This window comes from Streptomyces coeruleoprunus (genome assembly GCF_039542925.1).
GTDB classification, from domain to species: domain Bacteria; phylum Actinomycetota; class Actinomycetes; order Streptomycetales; family Streptomycetaceae; genus Streptomyces; species Streptomyces coeruleoprunus.
In genome coordinates this window covers 257,599-277,246 of the sequence record NZ_BAABIT010000001.1, presented here as the reverse complement: position 1 = coordinate 277,246, position 19,648 = coordinate 257,599, and the positions used below count along the sequence as shown (strand labels likewise).

Genomic DNA, 19,648 nt, shown 5'->3' with positions numbered 1-19,648 from the left:
GGGCCCGGCGGGCGTAGGCTCGGCGGATGGCGAAGTACTTCGACGTGCACCCCGACCACCCCCAGCGGCGCATCATCGGCAACGTGGCCGACAGCATCCGCTCCGGCGCCCTCGTCGCCTACCCGACCGACTCCTGCTACGCGTTGGGCTGCCGCCTGGGCAACCGCGACGCCCTGGGGCGGATCCGTACCATCCGCGACCTGGACGACCGCCACCACTTCACCCTCGTCTGCGAAAACTTCGCCCAGCTGGGGCAGTTCGTGCACATCGACAACGATGTGTTCCGGGCGCTGAAGGCGGCCACGCCCGGCGGCTACACGTTCATCCTCCCCGCGACCAAGGAGGTGCCGCGCCAGCTGCAGCACCCGAAGAAGAAGACCGTCGGCGTACGCATCCCCGACCACACGGTGACCCAGGCACTCCTCGCCGAGCTGGGCGAGCCGCTGGTCTCCAGCACGCTGCTGCTGCCCGGGGAGGACGAACCGCTGACGCAGGGCTGGGAGATCAAGGACCGGCTCGACCACGTCGTGGACGCGGTGGTCGACTCGGGCGACTGCGGGACGACACCGACGACGGTGATCGACTTCTCCGGCGGCGGACCCGAGATCGTCCGCCGCGGGGCGGGCGACACGTCGCGGTTCGAGTAGCCGCACCCGCCCCCCATCGGCCGAACCCCGGCCGCGCGACCGCTCACTCGCCGGACACCGCTCCGGGCCGCAGGTCGGGGTGCTTCTCGGTCAGCCGGTCCGGCGCCGCCTGCCGCCACGAGTCCACGAGGATGTCGCGCAGCTCGTCCAAGTCCTCCAGTGCGGCCAGCCGGACCCTGACCCACGCCGAACCCGCCTCGTGCGGCGGCACCCAGAACTTCTCCGGCTCCGCGGCGATCAGCTCCTCGCGCTCCAGTCTGGGGCAGCGCACGGCGATCGACGTCTCGTCATCGGGAATGGTCAGATACATCTTCCCGGCCACACGGAACGTCGGCATGTTCCACGCCTCCTTCTCGACCGTCTCGGGAAAGGACATGGCGATACGGCGAACCAGCTCAGCATCGATCATGCCCGCCACGCTAACGGCCCCCACTGACACCCCACCGCCCGCCGGTTGCCCGGAACGCGGCCCGGTTCAGGCTTCCGTCGCTTCCACCAGTGCGCCGATCCCGTCCAGCAGCCGGTCGAGGCCGAAGCGGAATTCGTGGTCCGGGTCCTCCTGGGCCTCAAGGACGCCCGATGCCAGGACGTGGGCCACGGCCGGATAGCGCCGCGGCTCCGCGAGCCGTCGCAGGGCGCGCGTGTAACGGGCCATCACCTGCTCGGGCGACTCGCCCGTCGCCGCCACGGCGGCGGCCAGGTCGGCCATCATCCCCGTCTCGCTGCGCACGAAGCGGCTCACCAGCCCCACCACCGAGACCTTGGTGCCCTCGTCCAGCGATGTGCCGGCGAGCGCCTGCATGCCCGCCTCCCACCACGCGACCGAGTTCGGCGTGGCCGGCGGGCCCGAGATCGGCACCCGCAGCAGCCACAGGTTCCGCTGGAGCACCACGCGCTGCTCCCACGCCCAGTGGGCCAGCGCCTCACGCCAGTGCGTGCCGGGCGGCAGCGGGTCCGGGGGCGTGCCGATGGCCGCGTCCTGCATCAGCACGTACAGCTCGTCCTTGGCGCCGACGTACCGGTACAAGGACATCGTCGAGGCGCCCAGCTCCTTGGCGACGCGCCCCATGGAGACCGCCGCGAGGCCCTCGGCGGCGGCCACGGCCAGCGCCGCGTCGACGATCCGGTGCACGCTCAGGCCGGGCCTCGGCCCCTTCGCGGGGCGCTCGCGCAAGCCCCACGCGGCCTCCAGGCCGGGCGGGAGCCCCGAACCACCGCTGTCCTGCACCGGCCTCACTCTCCTGCCGTCCCGGGCCCCGGCCCGTACGGCGGGCCGCTTGACGTCATCCTAATAATGCGTAACCCTTACGCAGTAAAGCGTATGGCATACGCAGTAAAGGGGGATCGCCATGCCGGGCACCACCGCCGTCGAGGCCACCGGCCTCCGCAAGACCTACCAGGGCGTCACCGTCCTCGACCGCATCGACCTGCACGTCCCGCGCGGCGCCGTCTTCGCGCTCCTCGGCCCCAATGGAGCCGGCAAGACCACCACCGTCCGCATCCTCGCCACGCTCACCCCGCCCGACGCCGGCCGGGCCGTCGTCGCCGGGTACGACGTGGTCGCCGACCGCGCCCGGGTACGCCGCCGTATCAGCCTCACCGGCCAGTTCGCCGCCGTCGACGACCTCCAGACGGGCGCCGAGAACCTCCGCATGATGGGCAGGCTCAGCGGCCTCTCCCGTCGCGACGCCCGCCGCCGAGCCGCCGAACTCCTCGACCGGTTCGGCCTCGCGGACGCGGCCCACCGCCCGGCCGTCACCTACTCCGGGGGCATGCGCCGCCGCCTCGACCTCGCCGCCGGACTCGTCGGCGCACCCGAGGTGGTCTTCCTCGACGAGCCCACCACGGGCCTGGACCCGCGCAGCCGCCAGGAGCTGTGGCAGGCCGTACGCGACCTCTCGGCCCAGGGCGCGGCCGTCTTCCTGACCACCCAGTACCTGGAGGAGGCCGACCAACTCGCCGACCGCGTGGCCGTCATGGACGCCGGCCGCGTCGTCGCCGAGGGCACCGCCGACACGCTCAAGGCCCGCGTCGCCGGCCACCGCCTGGACGTCGTCGCCACGGACGCCGACGCCTACGCCCGCCTCGCCCCGCACGCCGTACGCCACTCACCCGGCACGCTCACGCTCGGCATCGCCACCGACGGCACCGCCGCGCACGTCCGCGGCCTGCTGGACACCCTGGACCCCCGCCGGTCCGACATCGCCCGCTTCACGCTGCACACCGCCACCCTCGACGACGTCTTCCTGGCGCTCACCGGGACCGGCACGGACACCGGCAACCGTGAAACACCCGCCACGCAAGGGACCGCCCGTGTCTGACGCCGCCCTCACCCTCGTCGGCCGTGGCCTCCGGCTCAGCCGCCGCAACCCCGAGGCGCTCATCACCGCCATGGTCCTTCCGGTGATGCTGATGCTGATCTTCGTCTACTTCTTCGGCGGCGCCATCGACACCGGCACCCACACCGCGTACGTCACCTACGTCGTCCCCGGCGTCCTCCTGCTGTGCGCGGGGTTCGGCGCCTCCACCACCGCCGTGCGGGTCAGCGAGGACATGAAGGGCGGCATCGTCGACCGGTTCCGGTCGCTCGACGTGGGTGCGACGCCCATCCTGGCCGGGCACGTCGGGGCGAGCCTCGCCCGCAACCTGCTGTCGACGGCCCTCGTCATCGGCGTCGCGTTCCTGATCGGGTTCCGCCCGACGGGCGGCCCTGCCGCGTGGGCGGCCGCGCTCGGGCTGCTGTTCGCCTTCATCCTCGCCGTGTCCTGGCTGTCGGCCGCCGCCGGACTACTGGCCCGCACACCCGAGGCGGCGAGCGGGTTGACGTTCCTCATGATGTTCCTGCCGTACCCGAGCAGCGCGTTCGTACCGATCGAGACCATGCCCGACTGGCTGCACGGCTTCGCCCGGCACCAGCCGGTGACTCCGGTCATCGAGTCGCTGCGCGGCCTGCTCCTGGAGCGGCCCGTCGGCGACGCGCCGTGGATCGCCCTCGCCTGGTGCGCGGGTCTGCTGGCCCTGGCCCTCGCCGTGTCGGGCGCGCTGTTCCGGGCACGCACCCGCTGAAGGGCCGCGACGGGCGACCGGCCGCGCACCGCCCGCGACGGGCCGGGGCGCGGCCTCCCCGGTTTCCGGTACGGGGCCGGGTTACGGTGGCGCCGAGGCATGCCCCAGGGAGGCTGAGGTGAGACACCGTTACCGGCGCTGGCGCGAGATCTGGGACCACTCGGCGGTGGGGCGCCTGGTCGGCCACGGCAGCGAGGTGGAGCTCATGCACCGCTCCCTCGGGTTCGCCGCCCTCGGATACGTGGCCCTGCTGCCGCTGCTGGTCCTCGTGGCGGCGCTGGATCCGACGGGTGCCCACGACTTCCCCCAGTGGGTGATCGACGGCATGGGCCTGAACGCCCGTCCGGCCCGCTCGGTCCAAGACGTGTTCTCCACCCCGCACATCGTGATCAGCACCACCAACGCCCTGAGCGCGGCCATCCTGGTGTTCTTCGGCCTGTCGTTCGCCGCCAGCGTGCAGGCCGGTTACAGCAGGATCTGGGGCCTCTCGATCAGCCCGTGGCACAAGCTGTGGCGGCAGACCGTGTGGCTCACCGGGCTGACGGCCTATCTGTACGTGGTCGCCAACAGCAGCGTCGTCCTGCGGGACGGGTTGTGGCAGGGCCTCGCGCGGGGCGCGCTGGTGCTGCTGCTCGGGCTCGCCTTCTTCTGGTGGGGACAGAGCCTGCTGCTGGGCGGCAAGGTGCCGGCCCGTCAGCTGCTGCCCGGGGCCGTCGCCACGATGATCGGCCTGGTGGGCCTGCGCTGGTTCTCGCACTGGGTGTTCTCGCCGCTCGTCGCGTCGAACGCCGTCACGTACGGGCCGGTCGGCACGGTGCTGATCGTGGTGTCCTGGCTGGTGGGCGTCGGGTACGTGGTGCTGGGCGGCACGCTGCTGGGCCGTCACGTCAGCAGCTGGCTCGGTCACCACCACTTCCGGTGGCACCCGACGCCGCGCCCTTGGCACCAATGAGCGGGCGCGCGGAACGACTGGGCGCCCGCACCCGGAGGCGCTGTGCCGGTCCGGGTGCGGGCGTGCACGGGGTGCACGGCGGGGAAGCGATCAGAAGGTGAGCTTCCAGCCGTTCAGGGTGCCGGTGTCCTGGGAGGCGACGTCCTGTACGCGCAGCTTCCAGGTGCCGGCGGCGGTCTCGGCGGAGGCGTCGACCGTGTAGGTGGCCTTGACGTCGTCGGCGGAGTCCGAGGAGCTGGAGGACTTCAGCCGGTAGGTGGAGCCGTCGGGCGCCACCAGGTCGACGACCAGGTCACCGCGCCAGGTGTGGGTGATGTCGACGGAGACCTGAAGGGCCGAGGGGGCGTTGCCGCTGACACCGGAGACCGTGATCGGCGACTCGACCGCGGAGCCGGCGTCCGGGATGGCCACGGCCGAGGTGCTGGAGAAGACGGTTCCGGTCGAGCCGCCGGTGGAACCGGTCACGGCCTGGACGGTCTTCGTGGCGTCCGCGAGACCGGCGCCGCAGCCGCCGGAGCAGGTGCCCGGGATCGCGCGGGCGTTGGTCTTGATCGCGGACTCGATCTGCGCCGGGGTCAGCGTCGTCTTGGCGGACTTCATGAGGGCCGCGAGGCCGGCGACGTGCGGGGCGGCCATGCTGGTGCCCTGGTAGTACGCGTAGGACTCGGCCGACGGCGTGGTGGTGCCGGTGTTCAGCGTCGACAGGATGCCGTTGGCGGTGCCGGTGCTGGTCTGGCCGCCCGGGGCCGCGATGTCGACGACGGAGCCGTAGTTGGAGTAGCTCGCCTTGCTGCCGGAGCGGTTCAGCGCGGCGACCGTGATGACGTTGCCGCAGCTGGCCGGCGAGTAGTTGGCGGCGTTGTCGCTCTCGTTGCCCGCGGCGACGACGACCGTGGTGCCGCGGTTGACGGCGGCGTTGATGGCGCTCTGGGTGGCCGAGGAGCAGGCACCGCCACCGCCCAGGCTCATGTTGATGACCTTGGCGGGAGTGGCGTTGGCCGGGACACCGGAGACGGTGCCGCCGGACGCCCAGGTGATGGCGTCGATGATGTCGGAGTCGTAGCCACCGCACTTGCCGAGGACGCGCAGCGGCTGGACCTTGGCGCCGTACGCGATGCCCGCGATGCCCTTGCCGTTGCCCGTCACGGCGGCGATGGTGCCGGCCACGTGGGTGCCGTGCCAGGACGAGTCGCTGGCGGGGGAGCCGGTGCCGCACTCGCCGGCCCGGTTCCAGTCGCCCGGGTCGGCCGGGTTGTTGTCACGGCCGTTGCCGTCGACGGACACGGCGGTGTCCGAGATGAAGTCGTAACCCGCGACGATGTTGGCCGCCAGGTCCGAGTGGGCCACATAGCCGGTGTCGATGACGGCGACGGTCACGCCGCTGCCGGTCGTGGTGTTCCAGGCGCCGGGCACGTTCATGCCGGCGGTGGCCTCGAACAGGTCCCATTGCTTGGCGTACTCGGTGTCGTTCGGGGTCGCCTTGACGGTGTTCAGGCGGTCCGGCACGACGTAGGCGACCTCCGGGTCGGCCGCGTACTTCGCGATGACGTCGGCGGCCTCGGCCCCGGTCAGCTTCTCGCCGAGGTCGATGAGCGCGGCGCCCGTGCCGAGACGGCGCTGGAAGCCGACGGTCTCGCCCGCCGCGCGTCCCTTGGCCCGGGCGTCGGCGGAGGCCGCGGAGTTGGACTTCGCCTCGGAGGCGGTCGACTTGTAGCCGACGATGAGCCGCTCCACCGGGGCGGCGGCCGGGCTCTGGGCGGCGGCGGGAACGGCGGCGGGCGCGGCGGCGGTGGCGGTGCCCGCCAGGGCGAGCGACGCGGCGGTGCCGGAGAGCAGGGTGGCGGATATCGCGGCGACGGATATCAGCGTGCGCCGGGTGGCACGCGGGGTGGGGGAAGTACCCGGTATGCGCAAGGTCGTTGCCTTTCGTGGCCGGTTCCGCGCGGCGCGGAACGGCGGTGGGGATCGCTTCCTCGTCGAAGCGGAGGGGGGTGGTGGTGCGAAAGGGGCGCGCGCAGACAGGCCCAGGCGTCGGTCCTCCGGGTGACCGGTGGATCAGCTGTATGCGAACAGTAGGCAAACCGCGAACGGCCGGGATACCGGGAAAACCCTTGCTCCGATGGGGAGTTCCCCATCGGCCGGACAGGGGGAGGGGCCGGGGGCACGGCAGGGCGGGGAGAGAACCCGGCCGTACTCAGAGATCGTGTCCGGCCGACCGGTACCGCAGGAGCACCACCTGCGAGTCGAAGATCCTGGACTCGGCGAGGGTGAGGGCCAGCCGCTGCTGCGGGGTACCGAAGACGGGCTTGCCGCCACCGAGCACGACGGGGTGGACGAAGATCTGGTACTCGTCGATCAGCCCGTGCTCGGTGAGGTGCGCGGCGAGCGCGGAGCCGCCGAACAGCACCAGGTGGGCACCGGCCCGCTTCAGGTCGGCGAGTTCCGCGACCACGTCCGAGCCGATCACGCGGGTGTTCCAGTCGGCCTTCTCCAGCGTCGAGGAGACGACGACCTTCGGCGTCCTGCGCCACACCGGCGCGAACGCGAGGTCGTGCTCATGGGTGGAGAACTCCTCGGCGCGCGGCCAGAAGCCCGCCATCATCTCCCACACCACGCGCCCGTACAGGAAGATGTCCGCGCTCTCGGTGAGGGAGTTCGCGTAGGCGGACAGCTCGGCGTCCATGGCGGGCCAGTCGAACTCGCCGTTCGGGCCCTCGATGAAGCCGTCGAGCGACTGGTGCACGAAGTGGGTGATCTTTCCCAAGGTCCTTCTCCTGACGAGTGCGAATCAGCATGCGTACGTGAGGTCCACCACGCCGGTGGAGAGCGTGGCCGAACGGGTGAGCCGGAGCGGCACCCGGCCCGTGCCGTCGGGGAAGAGCCGCTGTCCCGAACCCACCACGATCGGGTGGACCAGCAGCCGCAGTTCGTCGACGAGTCCGGCCTCCAGGAGGCTGCGGGTCAGCGTGACGCTGCCGGACAGGTCGATGTTCCGGCCCGGCCCCCGCTTGAGTGCCCGGAGCGCGGCGGCGACGTCCCCGTCGACGACGGCGGCGCCGGACCGGACGGCCTGCCCGAGGGTGTCGGAGGCGCCGGCCACGGTCGGAGGACGCCTCTGGAAACGCCTCCTCACGTAGCCCGACAGGCCGTTCGGATACGGCCAGACGGCATCGAACGCCTCGTAGGTCACCCGCCCCGGCAAGACCGCCTCCGCCTCACCGTCGACCAGGCCGGGCGCCGCCCCCGTCTCCTCGTCCCCGTACGGGAACCGCCACCGCTCCGGCGCGTCCACCACGCCGTCCAGCGACACCAACAGCCCGGACACGATCTTCCGCCCCACGTCACGCCTCCCCCGCCCGCTGCCGGGCACCACGATCCCTTCCCGCGCTGACCTGCATCAACGTACGATCGTGAAAGGGACGTTTAGTGAAACTCAACGACGGGGACACGGTGCTGGAACGTCAGGAGATCCAGGTGTTCCTGGCCCTCACCGAAGAGCTGCACTTCGGCCGCACCGCCGAGCGCCTGCGGCTCACCCCGGGGCGGGTCAGCCAGACCATCAAGAAGGTCGAGCGCTTCATCGGCGCCCCGCTGTTCGAGCGGAGCAGCCGTCACGTCCGGCTCACACCGCTCGGCCGGCAACTCGCCGACGACCTGCGGCCGCACGTGGACGGCATCCAGGACGCACTCCAGCGGGCCGTCGACGTCGGGCGCGGCATCAGCGGCGTCCTGCGCGTCGGCTTCCTCGGCGCCATCGCCGGGCAGCTCCTGCTCCAGGCGGTCGGTGTGTTCGCCGCCCGGCACCCCGACTGCGAGGTGCAGATCCACGAGACCCAGTGGCACGACACCGTCTCGCGGCTGCTCGGCGGTGACATCGAGATCCTGATCACCGATGTGCTGTTCGGCGCCTCCAGAGGCCTGACCGCCGGCCCGGTGCTCCTGGCCGAGCCGCGCATGCTGGCGGTGTCCGCCGACCACGCCCTGGCCGGGCAGGAGTCGGCCCCGCCGACGGTCCTCGCCGACCATCCCGTGATCCAGGTACCGGACGACATCTCGCGCAGGCTCCGCTCGGACCGGACCCCCGAACGCACCACGGACGGCAGGACGATCCCCCGCGGCCCCCGCGCGGCGAGCTTCGGCGAGGCGCTGACCCTCATCGCCTCCGGAAAGGGCGTCTTCCCGGTCGGCGCCCACGCCGCCCGCTTCTACCCCCGCCCCGACATCGCCTACGTCCCCCTGCGCGACGCCCCGCCGATCCGCTGGGCGCCGATATGGCTCACGGCCAACTCGGGCACGCGGATCAGCGAGTTCGTCCAGGCGGCCCAGGACGCGACGCGCACCCAGGACCGGGGCGATCCGCCGGGCACCACCGCCTGACCGCCGTGGGGCGGCCGTTCGCGGCCGGCGCCGGGGGCATCCGTACCGTCCCGGCCGCCGCGTGCCTCAGCCGGCCAGCGAGGCGAACCCGCCGACCAGGGCCCCGTACGCGACATGGGCCGGCACCGTCACGAGCGGGGTGCCCGGCCCGTAGTTGAGCATCAGGAAGCCGGGCGGTTCCAGCAACGCGACGTCCGGTGCGCTGGTCGACCGGCTGCCCATCCGGGGGTGGACCAGCGGCAACAGGATGTTGACCAGTGCCGTTCCGGCGAAGAGCCCGTGGACCAGGCCGAACAGTGCGCCCAGCCACCACCCGGTCCGGTCGATCGCCAGGAAGACGGCGAAGTACGCGAAGGCGAAGACCTGCCCGTTGACGAAGTGCAGCACATAGCCGATCGCCTTGGCGCGGGCACGGTCGACCGTGACCACGGTGCCGAGCAGGAACGGGACGTCCATGCGCGTCAGGCCCGCTTCGCCGGCCGCCCGCAGCACCGTGGTCAGCACCAGCGTCCCGACGAACCCGCCCGCGGCGATGCCCGCGGCGATGCTCCCGGCGCTCATCCGTCCGCCCCCGCGCCGGCCGGGCCCGCACCCGGGGCATCACCCGCACCGGCCGCGTCGATGGCGCAGGCGGCGCTGACCAGGGCCAGGTGGCTCAGCGCCTGGGGCAGGTTGCCGAGGAACGCACCGTCGGCCGGGTCCATCTCCTCGCTGTACAGGCCGACGTCGTTGGCCAGCGCGACCAGGTCGTCCATCAACCGCGTGGCCTCCCCGACCCGCCCCGTGCGGGCGAGCGCTTCGGCCAGCCAGAACGAGCAGGCGACGAACGCCCCTTCCGTGCCGCGGAGGCCGTCCTCCCCGGTGTACCTCAGGACGTACGGCCCCTGCCGCAGCTCGCGCTCGACGGCGTCCACCGTGGAGCGCAGCCGGGGGTCGCGTGCGTCGCCGTAGCCGTGGAGCAGCCCGAGCAGCACGGCGGCGTCCACGTCCTCGCTCCCGGCGGACCGCACGTAGCAGTCGCGGTACGGGGAGAAGCAGCGGCTCTCGACGAAGTCGCGCACAGCCTGCCGGCCGGCCCGCCAGCGGGAGATGTGACGATCGGGGATCAGGCGGCGTTCCGCCAGGTCGACGGCCCGGTCGAGCGCCACCCAGCACATCATCTTGGACTGTGTGAAGTGGCGGGGCGGGCTGCGCACCTCCCAGATGCCCGAGTCGGGACGCCGCCAGGTCGCGCACACGAGATCGGCCAGCTCCGCGAGACGACGGGCGACGTCCGCGTCCAGGTGCCCCGCGGCACGGGCGTACAGCCAGGCCGTCTGGAGCAGCTCGCCGTAGGTGTCCAGCTGGACCTGCCCGACCGCGGCGTTCCCGACACGCACCGGTCCGGAGCCGCGGTACCCCTCCCACGGCAGGGTCCGCTCCGGGGTGCGGTGGCCGCCGTCCAGCCGGTACAGCACGTTCAGCTCGGGGTGGGTGACCTGGGAGGCGTGCATCAGCCACCAGAAATACGCCTGGGCCTCCGTGGGGCAGCCGGAGCGCAGGAACGCGGCCAGGGTGAACGCGGAGTCGCGCACCCACGAGAAGCGGTAGTCCCAGTTGCGTTCGCCGCCGATGTCCTCCGGCAGCGAGGTCGTCACGGCGGCCGCCACCGCGCCGGAGGGCGCGAAGACCAGGAGCTTCAGCGCCAGGAGGCTGCGCGTCACGGCCTCGTGCCACCCGCCCGCGTACGTACGGTCGTGTGTCCAGCCCCGCCAGGCCGCACCGGTACGCTCCAGACGCGTCTCGGCCTCGTGGCGCGCCGGCAGCACGAGCGGCTCCTGATCGGCGAACGGCATCGCGATGACGGCGCGCCGGCCCCGCGCCAGTTCGAACCGGCCGCCGACCGTGTCTCCCTCGCACTCCGGATCGCCGGCCTCCCAGGCGCAGACCGCCAGCGCCGCCCGCCCGGTCGTCGCCACCGGGACGCCGGAGCGCCGGACGAGCCGCACGCGCCGGCCGCCGTAGCCGGGGCGTGGCTGCACGCTCCACCGCAACGGCACGGACCCGGACAGCCCGTCCACGCATCGCAGCAGCTCCCGCATGGGGGAGAGGGCCGTGTCGTCGTGCAGGGTGAGCGCATCGGTGACCCTGACCGTCCCCCGGCCCGTGACGAACGTCGTCTCCAGCACGTTGGTGCCGGGCAGGTAGCGGCGTTCCGCCCGGTACGGCACGGCGGGTTCGAGCCGGAACCGGCCGCCGCGCCGGGCGTCCAGCACGGCGCCGAACACCGCGGGCGAGTCCAGGTCGGGCAGGCCCAGCCAGTCCACCGACCCGTCGCGGGCGACCAGGGCGGCGGTGCGGCCGTCACCGATCACGGCGTAGTCCCGCAGCGGTGCGTACCCGTCGACCCGCGCCACCGCCCCGGCCGGCGAGCGGAGCCGGCCGGTGCCGGGAGAATCCCGGGCGGTTCGCATGGCACCACCTTCTCACCGGCGCGAAGGCCCCGCTCGCGGCGCGGCTCGGCTGTTCAGCCCGGATGCGGCTCGCCGTGGTAGCGCTGGGCGAGCCGGGCGAGGGCGACCGCGCCGAGCAGGAGCCCGAAGTCCCGCAGGGCGATGTCGTAGTACCCGGGAATGGTCAGCAGGTTGACGATGATGCCGGCGAGCCACCCCGCCACCAGCCAGCCGCCGAAGCGAGGGGCGACGGCCACGACGAGGCCCGCCACGATCTCGATGGCGCCCACGGCGTACATGGCCGCCTGGGCACTGCCGGGAACGATGTCGTCGATCCACGGCGCGAGGTACATGGGCCAGTCCACGAGCCAGTTCGTGAACTTGTCCAGCCCGAACAGGATCGGCGCCACGGTGAACCCCGTGCGCAGGACGACGAACGCCTGGTAGCCGGGATCGGTGAGCGCGGCCCGCCGGGAGGTGGTTGTGGAGGTGGATACGGACGTCATGGCGCGTCCTTCTCTCTATAGACAACCTTCACTATCAATAGAAGCTCTCGCCGTCTCTTTAGTCAATGGCTGTGGGTTTTACACTGGTGTTCGTGGCCCACTCGAACGAAGCACCCCGTGCCGATGTCCCGGCCGTCTCCGCCGTCGCCGCTCTCGACGAGCCGACCCGCAGGAGGCTGTACGACCACGTCGTACGCCAGCCGGCCCCGGTCAGCCGCGACGAGGCCGCCGCGGCCCTCGGCCTGGCACGGCAGACCGCGGCGTTCCACCTGGACCGCCTCGCCGCCGAATCCCTGCTCGACGTGGTCTACGAGCGGCGCAGCGGCCGTACGGGCCCGGGGGCGGGCAGGCCGGCCAAGCTGTACCGCCGCTCGACCAGGCAGGTCAGCGTCAGCCTCCCGGAGCGCCACTACGAGCTGGCCGGGCGGCTCCTCGCCCGGGCCCTGGAGGAGTCCGAGGCCACGGGGGAGCCGATGCGCGCCGTCCTGCACCGCACGGCGCATGACGCCGGCAGCCGACTGGCCGGCGAGGACCGCACCGATCTGTTCGAGCTGCTGGAACGGCACGGATTCGAGCCCCGCCACGAGGGCGGGGCCATCGTCCTGGGCAACTGCCCCTTCCACGTCCTGGCCCAGGAGCACACCGCAACGGTGTGCGGCATGAACCTCCACCTCCTCCGCGGCGTCCTCCAGGGCCTCGGTGAGAAGGGCATGACAGCATGCCCGGCGCCCGCCCCCGGCCGCTGCTGCGTACGCCTGGAGCCCACGGAGGCGTGAGGCCCCTACGGCCGGCGGGTGCTGCGCGAGGACCGGCGAACGGCCGGCGCGCGGGGCGGCAGGGAGCCCGGGACGATCACCCGGCGACGGCCGTGGCCGCGCGGATCACCGCGGCGACGAGGCGGTGGTTCTCGGGCGCGCCGCCGCCCGCGCCGTACAGGAACCGGCGGCGCGTGTAGGCGTACGCGACGCCGCTGCGCGGATCGGCGAAGGACTGCGCGCCGACCGCGCCGCTGTGCCCGAAGGCATCGGGCCCCAGGTCGCCGTAGCGAACGGCCTGCAGTTCGAAACCGAGCCCGAAGTGGTCGGGTTCGCCCGTCACCAGGTCCGTGCCCGGCGTGTGGAGCCGGCTGAACTCCGCGACCGTCCCGGGCCGCAGCAGCGCCGGCAGCCCGTCGACCTCACTGATCGCCGCCGCGTACATGCGGGCCAGGCCGCGTGCGTTGCCCACGCCTCCGGACGAGGCCGGTCCCAGGGCCCTGACGGAACGGGAGTTGGCGAACGCGACCAGGTCGGTGGCGGGGGTGGCGTTCCGGTTGAAGGCGATGCCGGTGAGGCTGTCCGGCTTCGGGCCGGTCGCCGCGAGCTCCGCCTCCTGCGCCGCGGTCAGCACCATCGGCCGCACCGGCACGTACCGTGACTCCAGCCGCTCCGGCACCCCCAGGTGGAAGTCCAGTCCGTACGGGGCGCGGACGCGCTCCTCGTACAGCTCCTGCACGGACCGGCCGGTGGCCCGCCGCACCACCTCGCCCACCAGCGCCCCGATCACGAAGGCGTGGTAGCCGTACGCCGTCCCCGGCTCCCAGTACGGCCGCTGCCCCGCCAGCCGGGCGGCGATCAGCCGGTCGTCGGCCAGCTCCTCCACCGTGAACCCGCCGTCCACACCGATGACCCCCGCGCGGTGCGCCATCAGCTCCCGGACCGTCACCCGCTCCTTGCCGGCGGACGCGAACTCGGGCCAGTACGACCCGACTTCCCGGTCCAGATCGATCACGCCCTCCTGGACGAGCAGCGCGGTCACCAGATGCGCGGCGCCCTTGGCGGACGAGTACAGGGCCAGCAGCGAGTCGCCGCCCACCTCGTCGCCCACCCACAGGTCCACCACCCGCCGCCCGTGCAGATACACGGCGAGCTGCGCCTCGGGCTCACCCCCGGGCTCCTCGGCGGCAACGCCCGCGAAGACGTCCCGCACCTCCTCGAACCCCTCCGCGACGCCCCCTCGCACCCCTGCCCCACCGAACACCGCCATCGGCTTCCCTCTCGAATGATCTACGCCCGCTGTACGCCCCTCCCAACTCCCGCTCCCTGCCGGCCATTCCCGACTTCGCCGCGCGGTTCCCGGAGCACCGGGCCGTCTGCGAGCGCCGCATCGCAGACGGCCCGTCGGGTGACCGGCGGTGCGCGGCCAACTCGCTGGCGTCCGGGGGCGGGAAGGTGGGATTCTCGGCGTGATGGATTCCCCTGACGAAGCCGCCGTCGGCGAGCTGCTGCACCAGCGCGGCTGGCGCAAGGCATTCACGGTCTCCGAGATGGCCGACAAGTGGGCCTGGCTCATCGACGTGGTCGAGCGCGGATACGGCGACTTCACCCACGAGTACGCCAACGACCTCTCCTGCCGGGACTGGCTGCACCAGGCGTGGCTCCTCCTGGACGACCACACCGTCCTGGTATGGAGCCGGCGCATCAAGGAACTGGACGAGCGGTTCATCGCCGCGACCGTCCACGACGACGGCTTCGCGCTCGGCCAGTTGCACCGGATCCCTCCCGCCGACCTGTGGTGGTGGCGTCGGCACCCGCGCGTCCTGACCGGATACCTGGGACGGGACCTCCGTGCCGTCGGAGCCGTCGCGGGCAGCGAACCCCGGCGCGGGAGCGCCAAGAGGCTTTTGGCATGATGGTGTTCATGACCAACACCCGAAAGGGCGATGCCGCGTAAACGGCCCGGCGCGCTGCGCGCCGCCCATCAGCAGCGCCCCCGCACATGGGGGAGCCCGCCCCCGTACCGTATTCACGGGCTGTCCGCCCGCACCAGCCTCGCGATCCATCGAGTAGAGGCTCTCTCGGACGACTACTACATCGACCCGGGGGTCACGGACCGGGCGCTACGGCGGTACGAGGCCTTTCTGCGGCCGCCGGGACGCCGTCCCCTCTACCCGCAGGACGAGGAATGCTCGTGCCGCCACTGCTCCTTCGACGACGTGCGGCATGCCCGCGACGTGCTGGAAGAGGTGCTGCGGCAGTTGCCTCCCCGCGCCAGTGCGGAGCTGGCACGACTGGTGGCGTCCCTGGACAGGGCATACCTCCGCCGTACCCTGCCCGATCCGTTCGCCGGAGAACGCCAGTGGCGAGCCGACCGGTGGTGGCACCGCCGACTGGCCGGCGGGAGACAGGGCGGGTGACCCCGAGATCAGGGCGTCCGGCCGGCGCCCTGGAGAGAGTCCAGCCAGTCCGCCAGCCTGGCTCCCTCGCGGGTCATGATGTCCGGGTCGCGCAGGGCGTTGGCCAGGAGTGACATGCCCTGGTACGCGGAGACGAGCGTGACGGCCATGCCGTCCGCATCGTCCACGCCCAAGGCGCGGAACTGATCCCCGACCCAGTCCAGCAGCCGTCGTATCACCGCGCCGGCCTCGACGTCGAGGCTCCCGTCCGTGCGCTTGTCGAGCTCGACGGCCAGGGTGCCGGTCGGGCACCCGTACCGCGCGGCGACGTCCCGCTGGTCGACCCAGGCCTGGACCAAGGCCTTCAGCCGGTCGCGCGGATCGGCCAACTCGGCCAGCCGGCCGGTCAGTTCGTCCAGGTGCGTGCTGTGCTCGGACAGTGCCGCCTGGACCAGCTCGTCCTTGGTCTTGAAGTAGTAGTAGACGTTCCCGACGGGAACGTCCGCCGCACGGGCGATGTCCGCGAGGGTCGTCCGTTCGACCCCCTGCTCGTGCAGGACGCGGGCTGCCGCGGTCGTGAGCCTCCGACGCTTGTCCGCTCCCCGCGCCCGCGGCTTCACTGAGTCAGTCACCCAACCAACTATAGGCAGCGGCCGTTCGGTGTGCTAGCGTCGGCCAAGTCAGTCAGTCAGCTGACTAACAAACGGGCGAACGAACCGACCAACGGGAGATGGCGATGATCGTGGTGACGGGTGCGACCGGAAACGTCGGTCAGACTCTGGTACGCCTGCTTGCGCAGGAAGGCGAGGACGTCGTGGCCGTATCGCGCCGCCCGCAGCAGGCCGAACTCCCTCCAGGAGTCCGCCACGCCCGGGCCGACGTCGGGACCTCCCGGAGCATGCGGCCGGTCCTCGAAGGCGCCGACGCGCTCTTCCTTCTCCTGGGCGGTGAACTCAACAGTCACGGCGAGAGCCCCGACGCCCTGCTGGACGTGGCCCGGGACAGCGGCGTCAAGAGGGTCGTCCTGCTCTCCTCCCAGCTCAACTCCACCCGCCCCGACGCACCTTCGCACGCCCGCCTGCGCGCGTTCGAGGCGGCCGTACGCACCGCCGGACCGGACTTCACGATCCTGCGCCCGGGAGGTTTCGCCTCCAACGCCTTCGCCTGGGCCGAGTCGGTCCGTACGCGGCGCACGATCCACGCCCCGTTCGGTGATGTGGCGCTTCCCGTCATCGACCCCGCGGACATCGCGGAGGTCGCCGCGGCCGCGCTGCGCCAGGACGGTCACGCGGGACGCGCGTACGAGCTGACCGGGCCCGAGGCGATCAGCCCGCGCCGGCAGGCCGCGGTGATCGCCGATGCCCTGGGCGAGAAGGTGACGTTCGTGGAACTGTCCCGCGAGGACGCGTTCGCGCACATGGCCCGGTTCATGCCGGCGGAGGTCGTCGACGGCACCCTGGACGTCCTCGGCGTTCCGCTGCCGGCCGAGCAGGAGGTCGGCCCCGACGTGGAGAGGGTCCTCCAGCGCCCGGCGAGGCCCTTCGCCGAGTGGGTCGCACGCAACCTGCCGGCCTTCCGGTAGGAGGCGGCCGAAGCACCGAGGCCGCGACCGATCAGGTCGCGGCCTCCCTTCCTCACTGCTGCCGATCGTCTACGACGCGGCGGCACCACGCCGGATGGTCAGGGCCGCTTGTCGTGGTCTTTGTCCTTGTCGCCCTTCTCGCCCTTGTGGCCCTTGTGCGTGAGCCGGGCGAGGAGGAGGTTCGGGTCGGACTCGGTGAGGAAGGCGGCGCTGGGGATGTAGACGGTGCGGCCGCGGACCGCGGCGGACGTCGGACTGGAGAGGCCGTCGTCCCGGGTGAGGGCAACCGTGTGCGTACCGTCGGGGCGGACCAGGACCACCTGATTCTGCGTGATCAGCGTGGCGATGGCCGTGTCGCCGCGTCCCGCGAACGCGAAGTCGTCGATGCCGGTCAGGCCGGTGGCGCGGATCCGGGCCGTTCCCGCGGTGCCGTCGCGCCGCACTGGGATGCGGAGCAGCGTCCCCTTGTCGAGGTTCGACACCCACACCGCGCCCTTGTGCACCTTGATGCCGTTGGCGCCGATGAAATTCGTCCGGGACAGTGCCGGACCCGTGGCCCACGCCGTGGGCCTGACGCAGTCGCCGTCGTCGCGGTGGTGGATGTCCTTCAGGGCCACCCGCCACACGGTCCCCAGAACCGAGTCGGCCGCGTAGAGGTGGCCGCGGTGCTCGTCGAGTGCCAGGCCGTTGGGGAACCCGTTCGGCGGGAGGCAGGCGACCTGCTCGGGCGTGCCGCCGCGCCGGTGGATCCGCCAGATCCCGGTCTCCTCCGTGCCGGTGCCGTACGTGACGTACAGCGTGCCGTCGTGCGTCCGCACGATGCCGAACACCGCCGCGACGCCGATGACCGGCGTCGCCGGGTTCTCCACGCGGGGGAGCGTGGCCAGCCTGCGCCGGTGCTGTCCGTCCTTGCTGACGCGGACGACCTGACGGGCGAGGGCCATGGTGAGGTTCGCCGAGCCGTCGGGCTCCAGGGCGATGTTCTCCGGCGTCTGGCCACGTGCCAAGTCGAAGTGGGCGACGATCCGTGGATCCGTGAGGGTCGTCGGCTCACCGGCCGCGGTCGCGGGCGCCGCCAACAGCGCCAGGGCGAGCGCGGTCGCGGCCGCCCCGGCGAGACGTGGGAAGCGGAACATGGGGGTCTTCCTCCGGTTGAGGGGATGAGGTGGGACGAAGAGAGGCGACGCCGGCCCCAGCACAACATCACGGAGAATCGCCCGCCTGCCCGGTGGGCGTCGCGGGTGACGAGATCGCCCACCTGGAGGAGCACTCAGGAGCACGGAGGAGAGCACGGACCAGCGCAGAGGGGGCCACCGGCCGACTGCGGGCCTCGAGCCGCCCGAGGCCCGCAGTCGGCGGTCGGCGCGAGGCCCCCCACCTCCATGTCAGGCTTCCGTCGGCACCCCCGCGTTGACGAGGATTTCGTGCGCCGGCAGGGCGATGCTCTGGGCTGCGGTCAGGCCCGAGGCCGCGAGGTGCGCGTCCACGATGCGCAGCCCCGCCGCGTACCCGGCGAAGTCCGGCAGCCCGAAGGTCGGCTGCCCGATGCGCCGCGCGGTGGCATCGCCCAGCACGTACCCCGTCAGGTTCTGCATCCCCGCCACGTCGATCGCGGCGACGATCTTCTCGTACGCACGGTCCAGCTCGGCCCCGGACAGCGCCTTCGACCACGGGCCCATGGCCTGCTCACCGGCCAGTTCCCGGACGAACGCCTCCGCCAGGCCCTCGGCGACGACGTGCTCGCCGACCGTCACGGTCATCGGGTTCCACACCACGTTCGCGTAGCGCACGTTGTGGTGCAGTTCGTGTGCGGCCGCGTGGCCGATCTTCTCCAGACTCGTGTCGGTGGGCCACATCAGCAGGTGGACGGCGCCCGGGATCCCGCCCGAACCGAGATAGCCGGAGCTGCGGACCGTCAGGTGCTCGTCGTCCGGGTCGCCGAGTACCAGCACCACGTGCACGGTCTCGGCGTGCTCGACGCCCGGCGCCGCACCACGGATCCGCTCCCACGCGGCGGCGAGCGAGTCCTCGACCCGCTCCCACACCCCCGCGTCCCGCATCCGGCGCAGAGCGGGCACGTACCGCGGATCCTCACGGTCGAGCCGGAAGCCACTGCCCTGCTGGTGCATCCCTACCAGGTCCACATCACCCATCACGGACAGCGGCCCCCGCAGCGGGCTGAGCATTTCCCTCAGGGCGTCGGGCCGCTCCTCCCGCGGTCGCTCCAGGAGGTCGAGCATGGCGGACGCCGTGTCATGAACAACGATCTTCATGCCTCGGACCGTAGGACCTCACGCAACGGGAGGAGCAAGCTCACTTCTCGCGAGGTTCGTCCATCATGTCGAGGAAGTAGCTGTCATGACGGATCTGGAAGTCCTTCAGCTCCGCACGGCTTCGCTGCGCGAAGTCGGCGACCTTCTCGAAGTACTCCTCGCGCGGCGCCCCCGGCGAGAACAGCATCAGCATGGAGAGCGGTTCGTCGGAGTCGTTCTTGAAGGCGTGCAACCCGCCGACGGGTACGTAGAGGAAGTCGCCCGGCCCGCCGGTGATCCAACGCTCACCGTTGAAGAGCCGCACCTCTCCGGACAAGACGTAGAAGGACTCGGAGATGCTCCGGTGGAAATGTGTCCGGGCGCCCGGTGCCTTCGGCCCCATGTCCACCTTGTACAGGCCGAATTCGCCACCCGTGGTGGCATGGCCGGCGAGGTAGTGCGTGGTGGTGCCGGACGGAGAGACGATGTCGGGCTCGGCGGCTGCGGACCTGAACACGGCGTTGATCTCTCCCTTGTCACCGAGGTAGCGGGGTTCCGGGTACGACATGGGAAGACTCCTTCGTGAGATCGTGACGCCCATCCTGCTCGCCGGGTTCGCCACGGTCATCGGTCCGGAGATCCATCCACCGCAGTGGCAGGAGGACCAGTCTTCGTCGGTC

General features: G+C 72.1%; 22 protein-coding genes. 9 read left to right on the top strand and 13 right to left on the bottom strand.

Going from position 1 to position 19,648, the window contains the following annotated elements:
- The first annotated feature begins 26 nt into the window (after window positions 1–26).
- Window positions 27–647 (top strand): L-threonylcarbamoyladenylate synthase, encoded by a 621-nt coding sequence (locus ABEB09_RS01360; protein WP_345686215.1) that lies wholly within the window; start codon window positions 27–29, stop codon window positions 645–647.
- A gap of 43 nt (window positions 648–690) precedes the next feature.
- On the opposite strand, the gene ABEB09_RS01355 is transcribed toward ABEB09_RS01360, so the two are convergent.
- Together ABEB09_RS01355 and ABEB09_RS01350 are read right to left on the bottom strand one after the other, a co-directional pair.
- The gene (locus ABEB09_RS01355; protein ID WP_345686213.1) at window positions 691–1,056 is read right to left on the bottom strand and encodes an MmcQ/YjbR family DNA-binding protein; all 366 of its coding nucleotides are present in this window, start codon (window positions 1,054–1,056) and stop codon (window positions 691–693) included.
- 66 nt (window positions 1,057–1,122) lie between these two features.
- Entirely contained in the window at window positions 1,123–1,884 is a 762-nt protein-coding gene (locus ABEB09_RS01350) for a TetR/AcrR family transcriptional regulator C-terminal domain-containing protein (protein ID WP_345686211.1), read from the bottom strand.
- Window positions 1,885–1,996: 112 nt separating this feature from the next.
- On the opposite strand from ABEB09_RS01350, the gene ABEB09_RS01345 reads away from it, so the two are divergent.
- From ABEB09_RS01345 to ABEB09_RS01335, 3 genes are all read left to right on the top strand, one after another.
- Complete coding sequence (locus ABEB09_RS01345; RefSeq protein WP_345686209.1) at window positions 1,997–2,968, top strand: ATP-binding cassette domain-containing protein; 972 nt, start codon at window positions 1,997–1,999, stop codon at window positions 2,966–2,968.
- A complete protein-coding gene (locus tag ABEB09_RS01340; protein ID WP_345686207.1) occupies window positions 2,961–3,713 on the top strand; it encodes an ABC transporter permease in 753 nt (250 codons plus the stop codon). Before ABEB09_RS01345 ends, ABEB09_RS01340 begins: the two co-directional genes overlap by 8 nt.
- 118 nt (window positions 3,714–3,831) lie before the next feature.
- Window positions 3,832–4,665 carry a YhjD/YihY/BrkB family envelope integrity protein gene (locus tag ABEB09_RS01335; RefSeq protein ID WP_345686205.1) on the top strand — a complete coding sequence of 278 codons (834 nt, stop codon included), beginning with the start codon at window positions 3,832–3,834 and terminating at the stop codon, window positions 4,663–4,665.
- Between the two features lie 90 nt (window positions 4,666–4,755).
- Here the strand turns inward: ABEB09_RS01335 and ABEB09_RS01330 are convergent, their stop codons facing one another.
- The 3 genes from ABEB09_RS01330 to ABEB09_RS01320 form a co-directional block, all read right to left on the bottom strand.
- Entirely contained in the window at window positions 4,756–6,579 is a 1,824-nt protein-coding gene (locus ABEB09_RS01330) for a S8 family serine peptidase (protein ID WP_345686204.1), read from the bottom strand.
- A gap of 280 nt (window positions 6,580–6,859) precedes the next feature.
- Window positions 6,860–7,429 (bottom strand): dihydrofolate reductase family protein, encoded by a 570-nt coding sequence (locus ABEB09_RS01325; protein ID WP_345686202.1) that lies wholly within the window; start codon window positions 7,427–7,429, stop codon window positions 6,860–6,862.
- A gap of 24 nt (window positions 7,430–7,453) precedes the next feature.
- The gene (locus ABEB09_RS01320; RefSeq protein WP_345686200.1) at window positions 7,454–8,005 is read right to left on the bottom strand and encodes a dihydrofolate reductase family protein; all 552 of its coding nucleotides are present in this window, start codon (window positions 8,003–8,005) and stop codon (window positions 7,454–7,456) included.
- Window positions 8,006–8,091: 86 nt separating this feature from the next.
- Here ABEB09_RS01320 and ABEB09_RS01315 point away from each other — a divergent pair, with 86 nt between their 5' ends.
- Window positions 8,092–9,042 (top strand): LysR family transcriptional regulator, encoded by a 951-nt coding sequence (locus tag ABEB09_RS01315; protein ID WP_345686198.1) that lies wholly within the window; start codon window positions 8,092–8,094, stop codon window positions 9,040–9,042.
- A gap of 66 nt (window positions 9,043–9,108) precedes the next feature.
- On the opposite strand, the gene ABEB09_RS01310 is transcribed toward ABEB09_RS01315, so the two are convergent.
- The 3 genes from ABEB09_RS01310 to ABEB09_RS01300 are packed head-to-tail and all read right to left on the bottom strand — an operon-like array spanning window position 9,109 to window position 11,980.
- Window positions 9,109–9,603, bottom strand: coding sequence for a hypothetical protein (locus ABEB09_RS01310; RefSeq protein WP_345686196.1), 495 nt, complete (start codon window positions 9,601–9,603; stop codon window positions 9,109–9,111).
- On the bottom strand, window positions 9,600–11,495 hold the full coding sequence (locus tag ABEB09_RS01305) for a glycoside hydrolase family 15 protein (RefSeq protein ID WP_345686194.1): 1,896 nt from the start codon (window positions 11,493–11,495) through the stop codon (window positions 9,600–9,602). The genes ABEB09_RS01310 and ABEB09_RS01305 overlap by 4 nt, the downstream gene beginning before the upstream one ends.
- Before the next feature lie 53 nt (window positions 11,496–11,548).
- Window positions 11,549–11,980 carry a hypothetical protein gene (locus tag ABEB09_RS01300; protein ID WP_345686192.1) on the bottom strand — a complete coding sequence of 144 codons (432 nt, stop codon included), beginning with the start codon at window positions 11,978–11,980 and terminating at the stop codon, window positions 11,549–11,551.
- Between the two features lie 65 nt (window positions 11,981–12,045).
- Here ABEB09_RS01300 and ABEB09_RS01295 point away from each other — a divergent pair, with 65 nt between their 5' ends.
- On the top strand, window positions 12,046–12,756 hold the full coding sequence (locus ABEB09_RS01295; protein ID WP_345686190.1) for a helix-turn-helix transcriptional regulator: 711 nt from the start codon (window positions 12,046–12,048) through the stop codon (window positions 12,754–12,756).
- A gap of 76 nt (window positions 12,757–12,832) precedes the next feature.
- Here ABEB09_RS01295 and ABEB09_RS01290 read toward each other — a convergent pair whose 3' ends face one another.
- Window positions 12,833–14,005 carry a serine hydrolase domain-containing protein gene (locus ABEB09_RS01290; RefSeq protein ID WP_345686188.1) on the bottom strand — a complete coding sequence of 391 codons (1,173 nt, stop codon included), beginning with the start codon at window positions 14,003–14,005 and terminating at the stop codon, window positions 12,833–12,835.
- Window positions 14,006–14,207: 202 nt separating this feature from the next.
- Between ABEB09_RS01290 and ABEB09_RS01285 the strand changes: the two genes are divergently transcribed.
- Both ABEB09_RS01285 and ABEB09_RS01280 read left to right on the top strand, forming a co-directional pair.
- Window positions 14,208–14,651 carry a hypothetical protein gene (locus tag ABEB09_RS01285; RefSeq protein WP_345693806.1) on the top strand — a complete coding sequence of 148 codons (444 nt, stop codon included), beginning with the start codon at window positions 14,208–14,210 and terminating at the stop codon, window positions 14,649–14,651.
- Window positions 14,652–14,681: 30 nt separating this feature from the next.
- A complete protein-coding gene (locus ABEB09_RS01280) occupies window positions 14,682–15,155 on the top strand; it encodes a hypothetical protein (RefSeq protein ID WP_345686186.1) in 474 nt (157 codons plus the stop codon).
- Between the two features lie 8 nt (window positions 15,156–15,163).
- Here the strand turns inward: ABEB09_RS01280 and ABEB09_RS01275 are convergent, their stop codons facing one another.
- A complete protein-coding gene (locus tag ABEB09_RS01275; protein WP_345686184.1) occupies window positions 15,164–15,766 on the bottom strand; it encodes a TetR/AcrR family transcriptional regulator in 603 nt (200 codons plus the stop codon).
- Window positions 15,767–15,870: 104 nt separating this feature from the next.
- Here ABEB09_RS01275 and ABEB09_RS01270 point away from each other — a divergent pair, with 104 nt between their 5' ends.
- Entirely contained in the window at window positions 15,871–16,716 is an 846-nt protein-coding gene (locus ABEB09_RS01270; RefSeq protein ID WP_345693805.1) for an NAD(P)H-binding protein, read from the top strand.
- 98 nt (window positions 16,717–16,814) lie between these two features.
- On the opposite strand, the gene ABEB09_RS01265 is transcribed toward ABEB09_RS01270, so the two are convergent.
- The 3 genes from ABEB09_RS01265 to ABEB09_RS01255 form a co-directional block, all read right to left on the bottom strand.
- Window positions 16,815–17,852, bottom strand: coding sequence for a hypothetical protein (locus ABEB09_RS01265; protein WP_345686182.1), 1,038 nt, complete (start codon window positions 17,850–17,852; stop codon window positions 16,815–16,817).
- Between the two features lie 249 nt (window positions 17,853–18,101).
- Complete coding sequence (locus tag ABEB09_RS01260) at window positions 18,102–18,989, bottom strand: DUF2268 domain-containing putative Zn-dependent protease (protein WP_345686180.1); 888 nt, start codon at window positions 18,987–18,989, stop codon at window positions 18,102–18,104.
- A 40-nt stretch (window positions 18,990–19,029) separates the two neighbouring features.
- Window positions 19,030–19,536, bottom strand: coding sequence for a cupin domain-containing protein (locus tag ABEB09_RS01255; RefSeq protein WP_345686179.1), 507 nt, complete (start codon window positions 19,534–19,536; stop codon window positions 19,030–19,032).
- Between the last annotated feature and the right edge of the window lie 112 nt (window positions 19,537–19,648).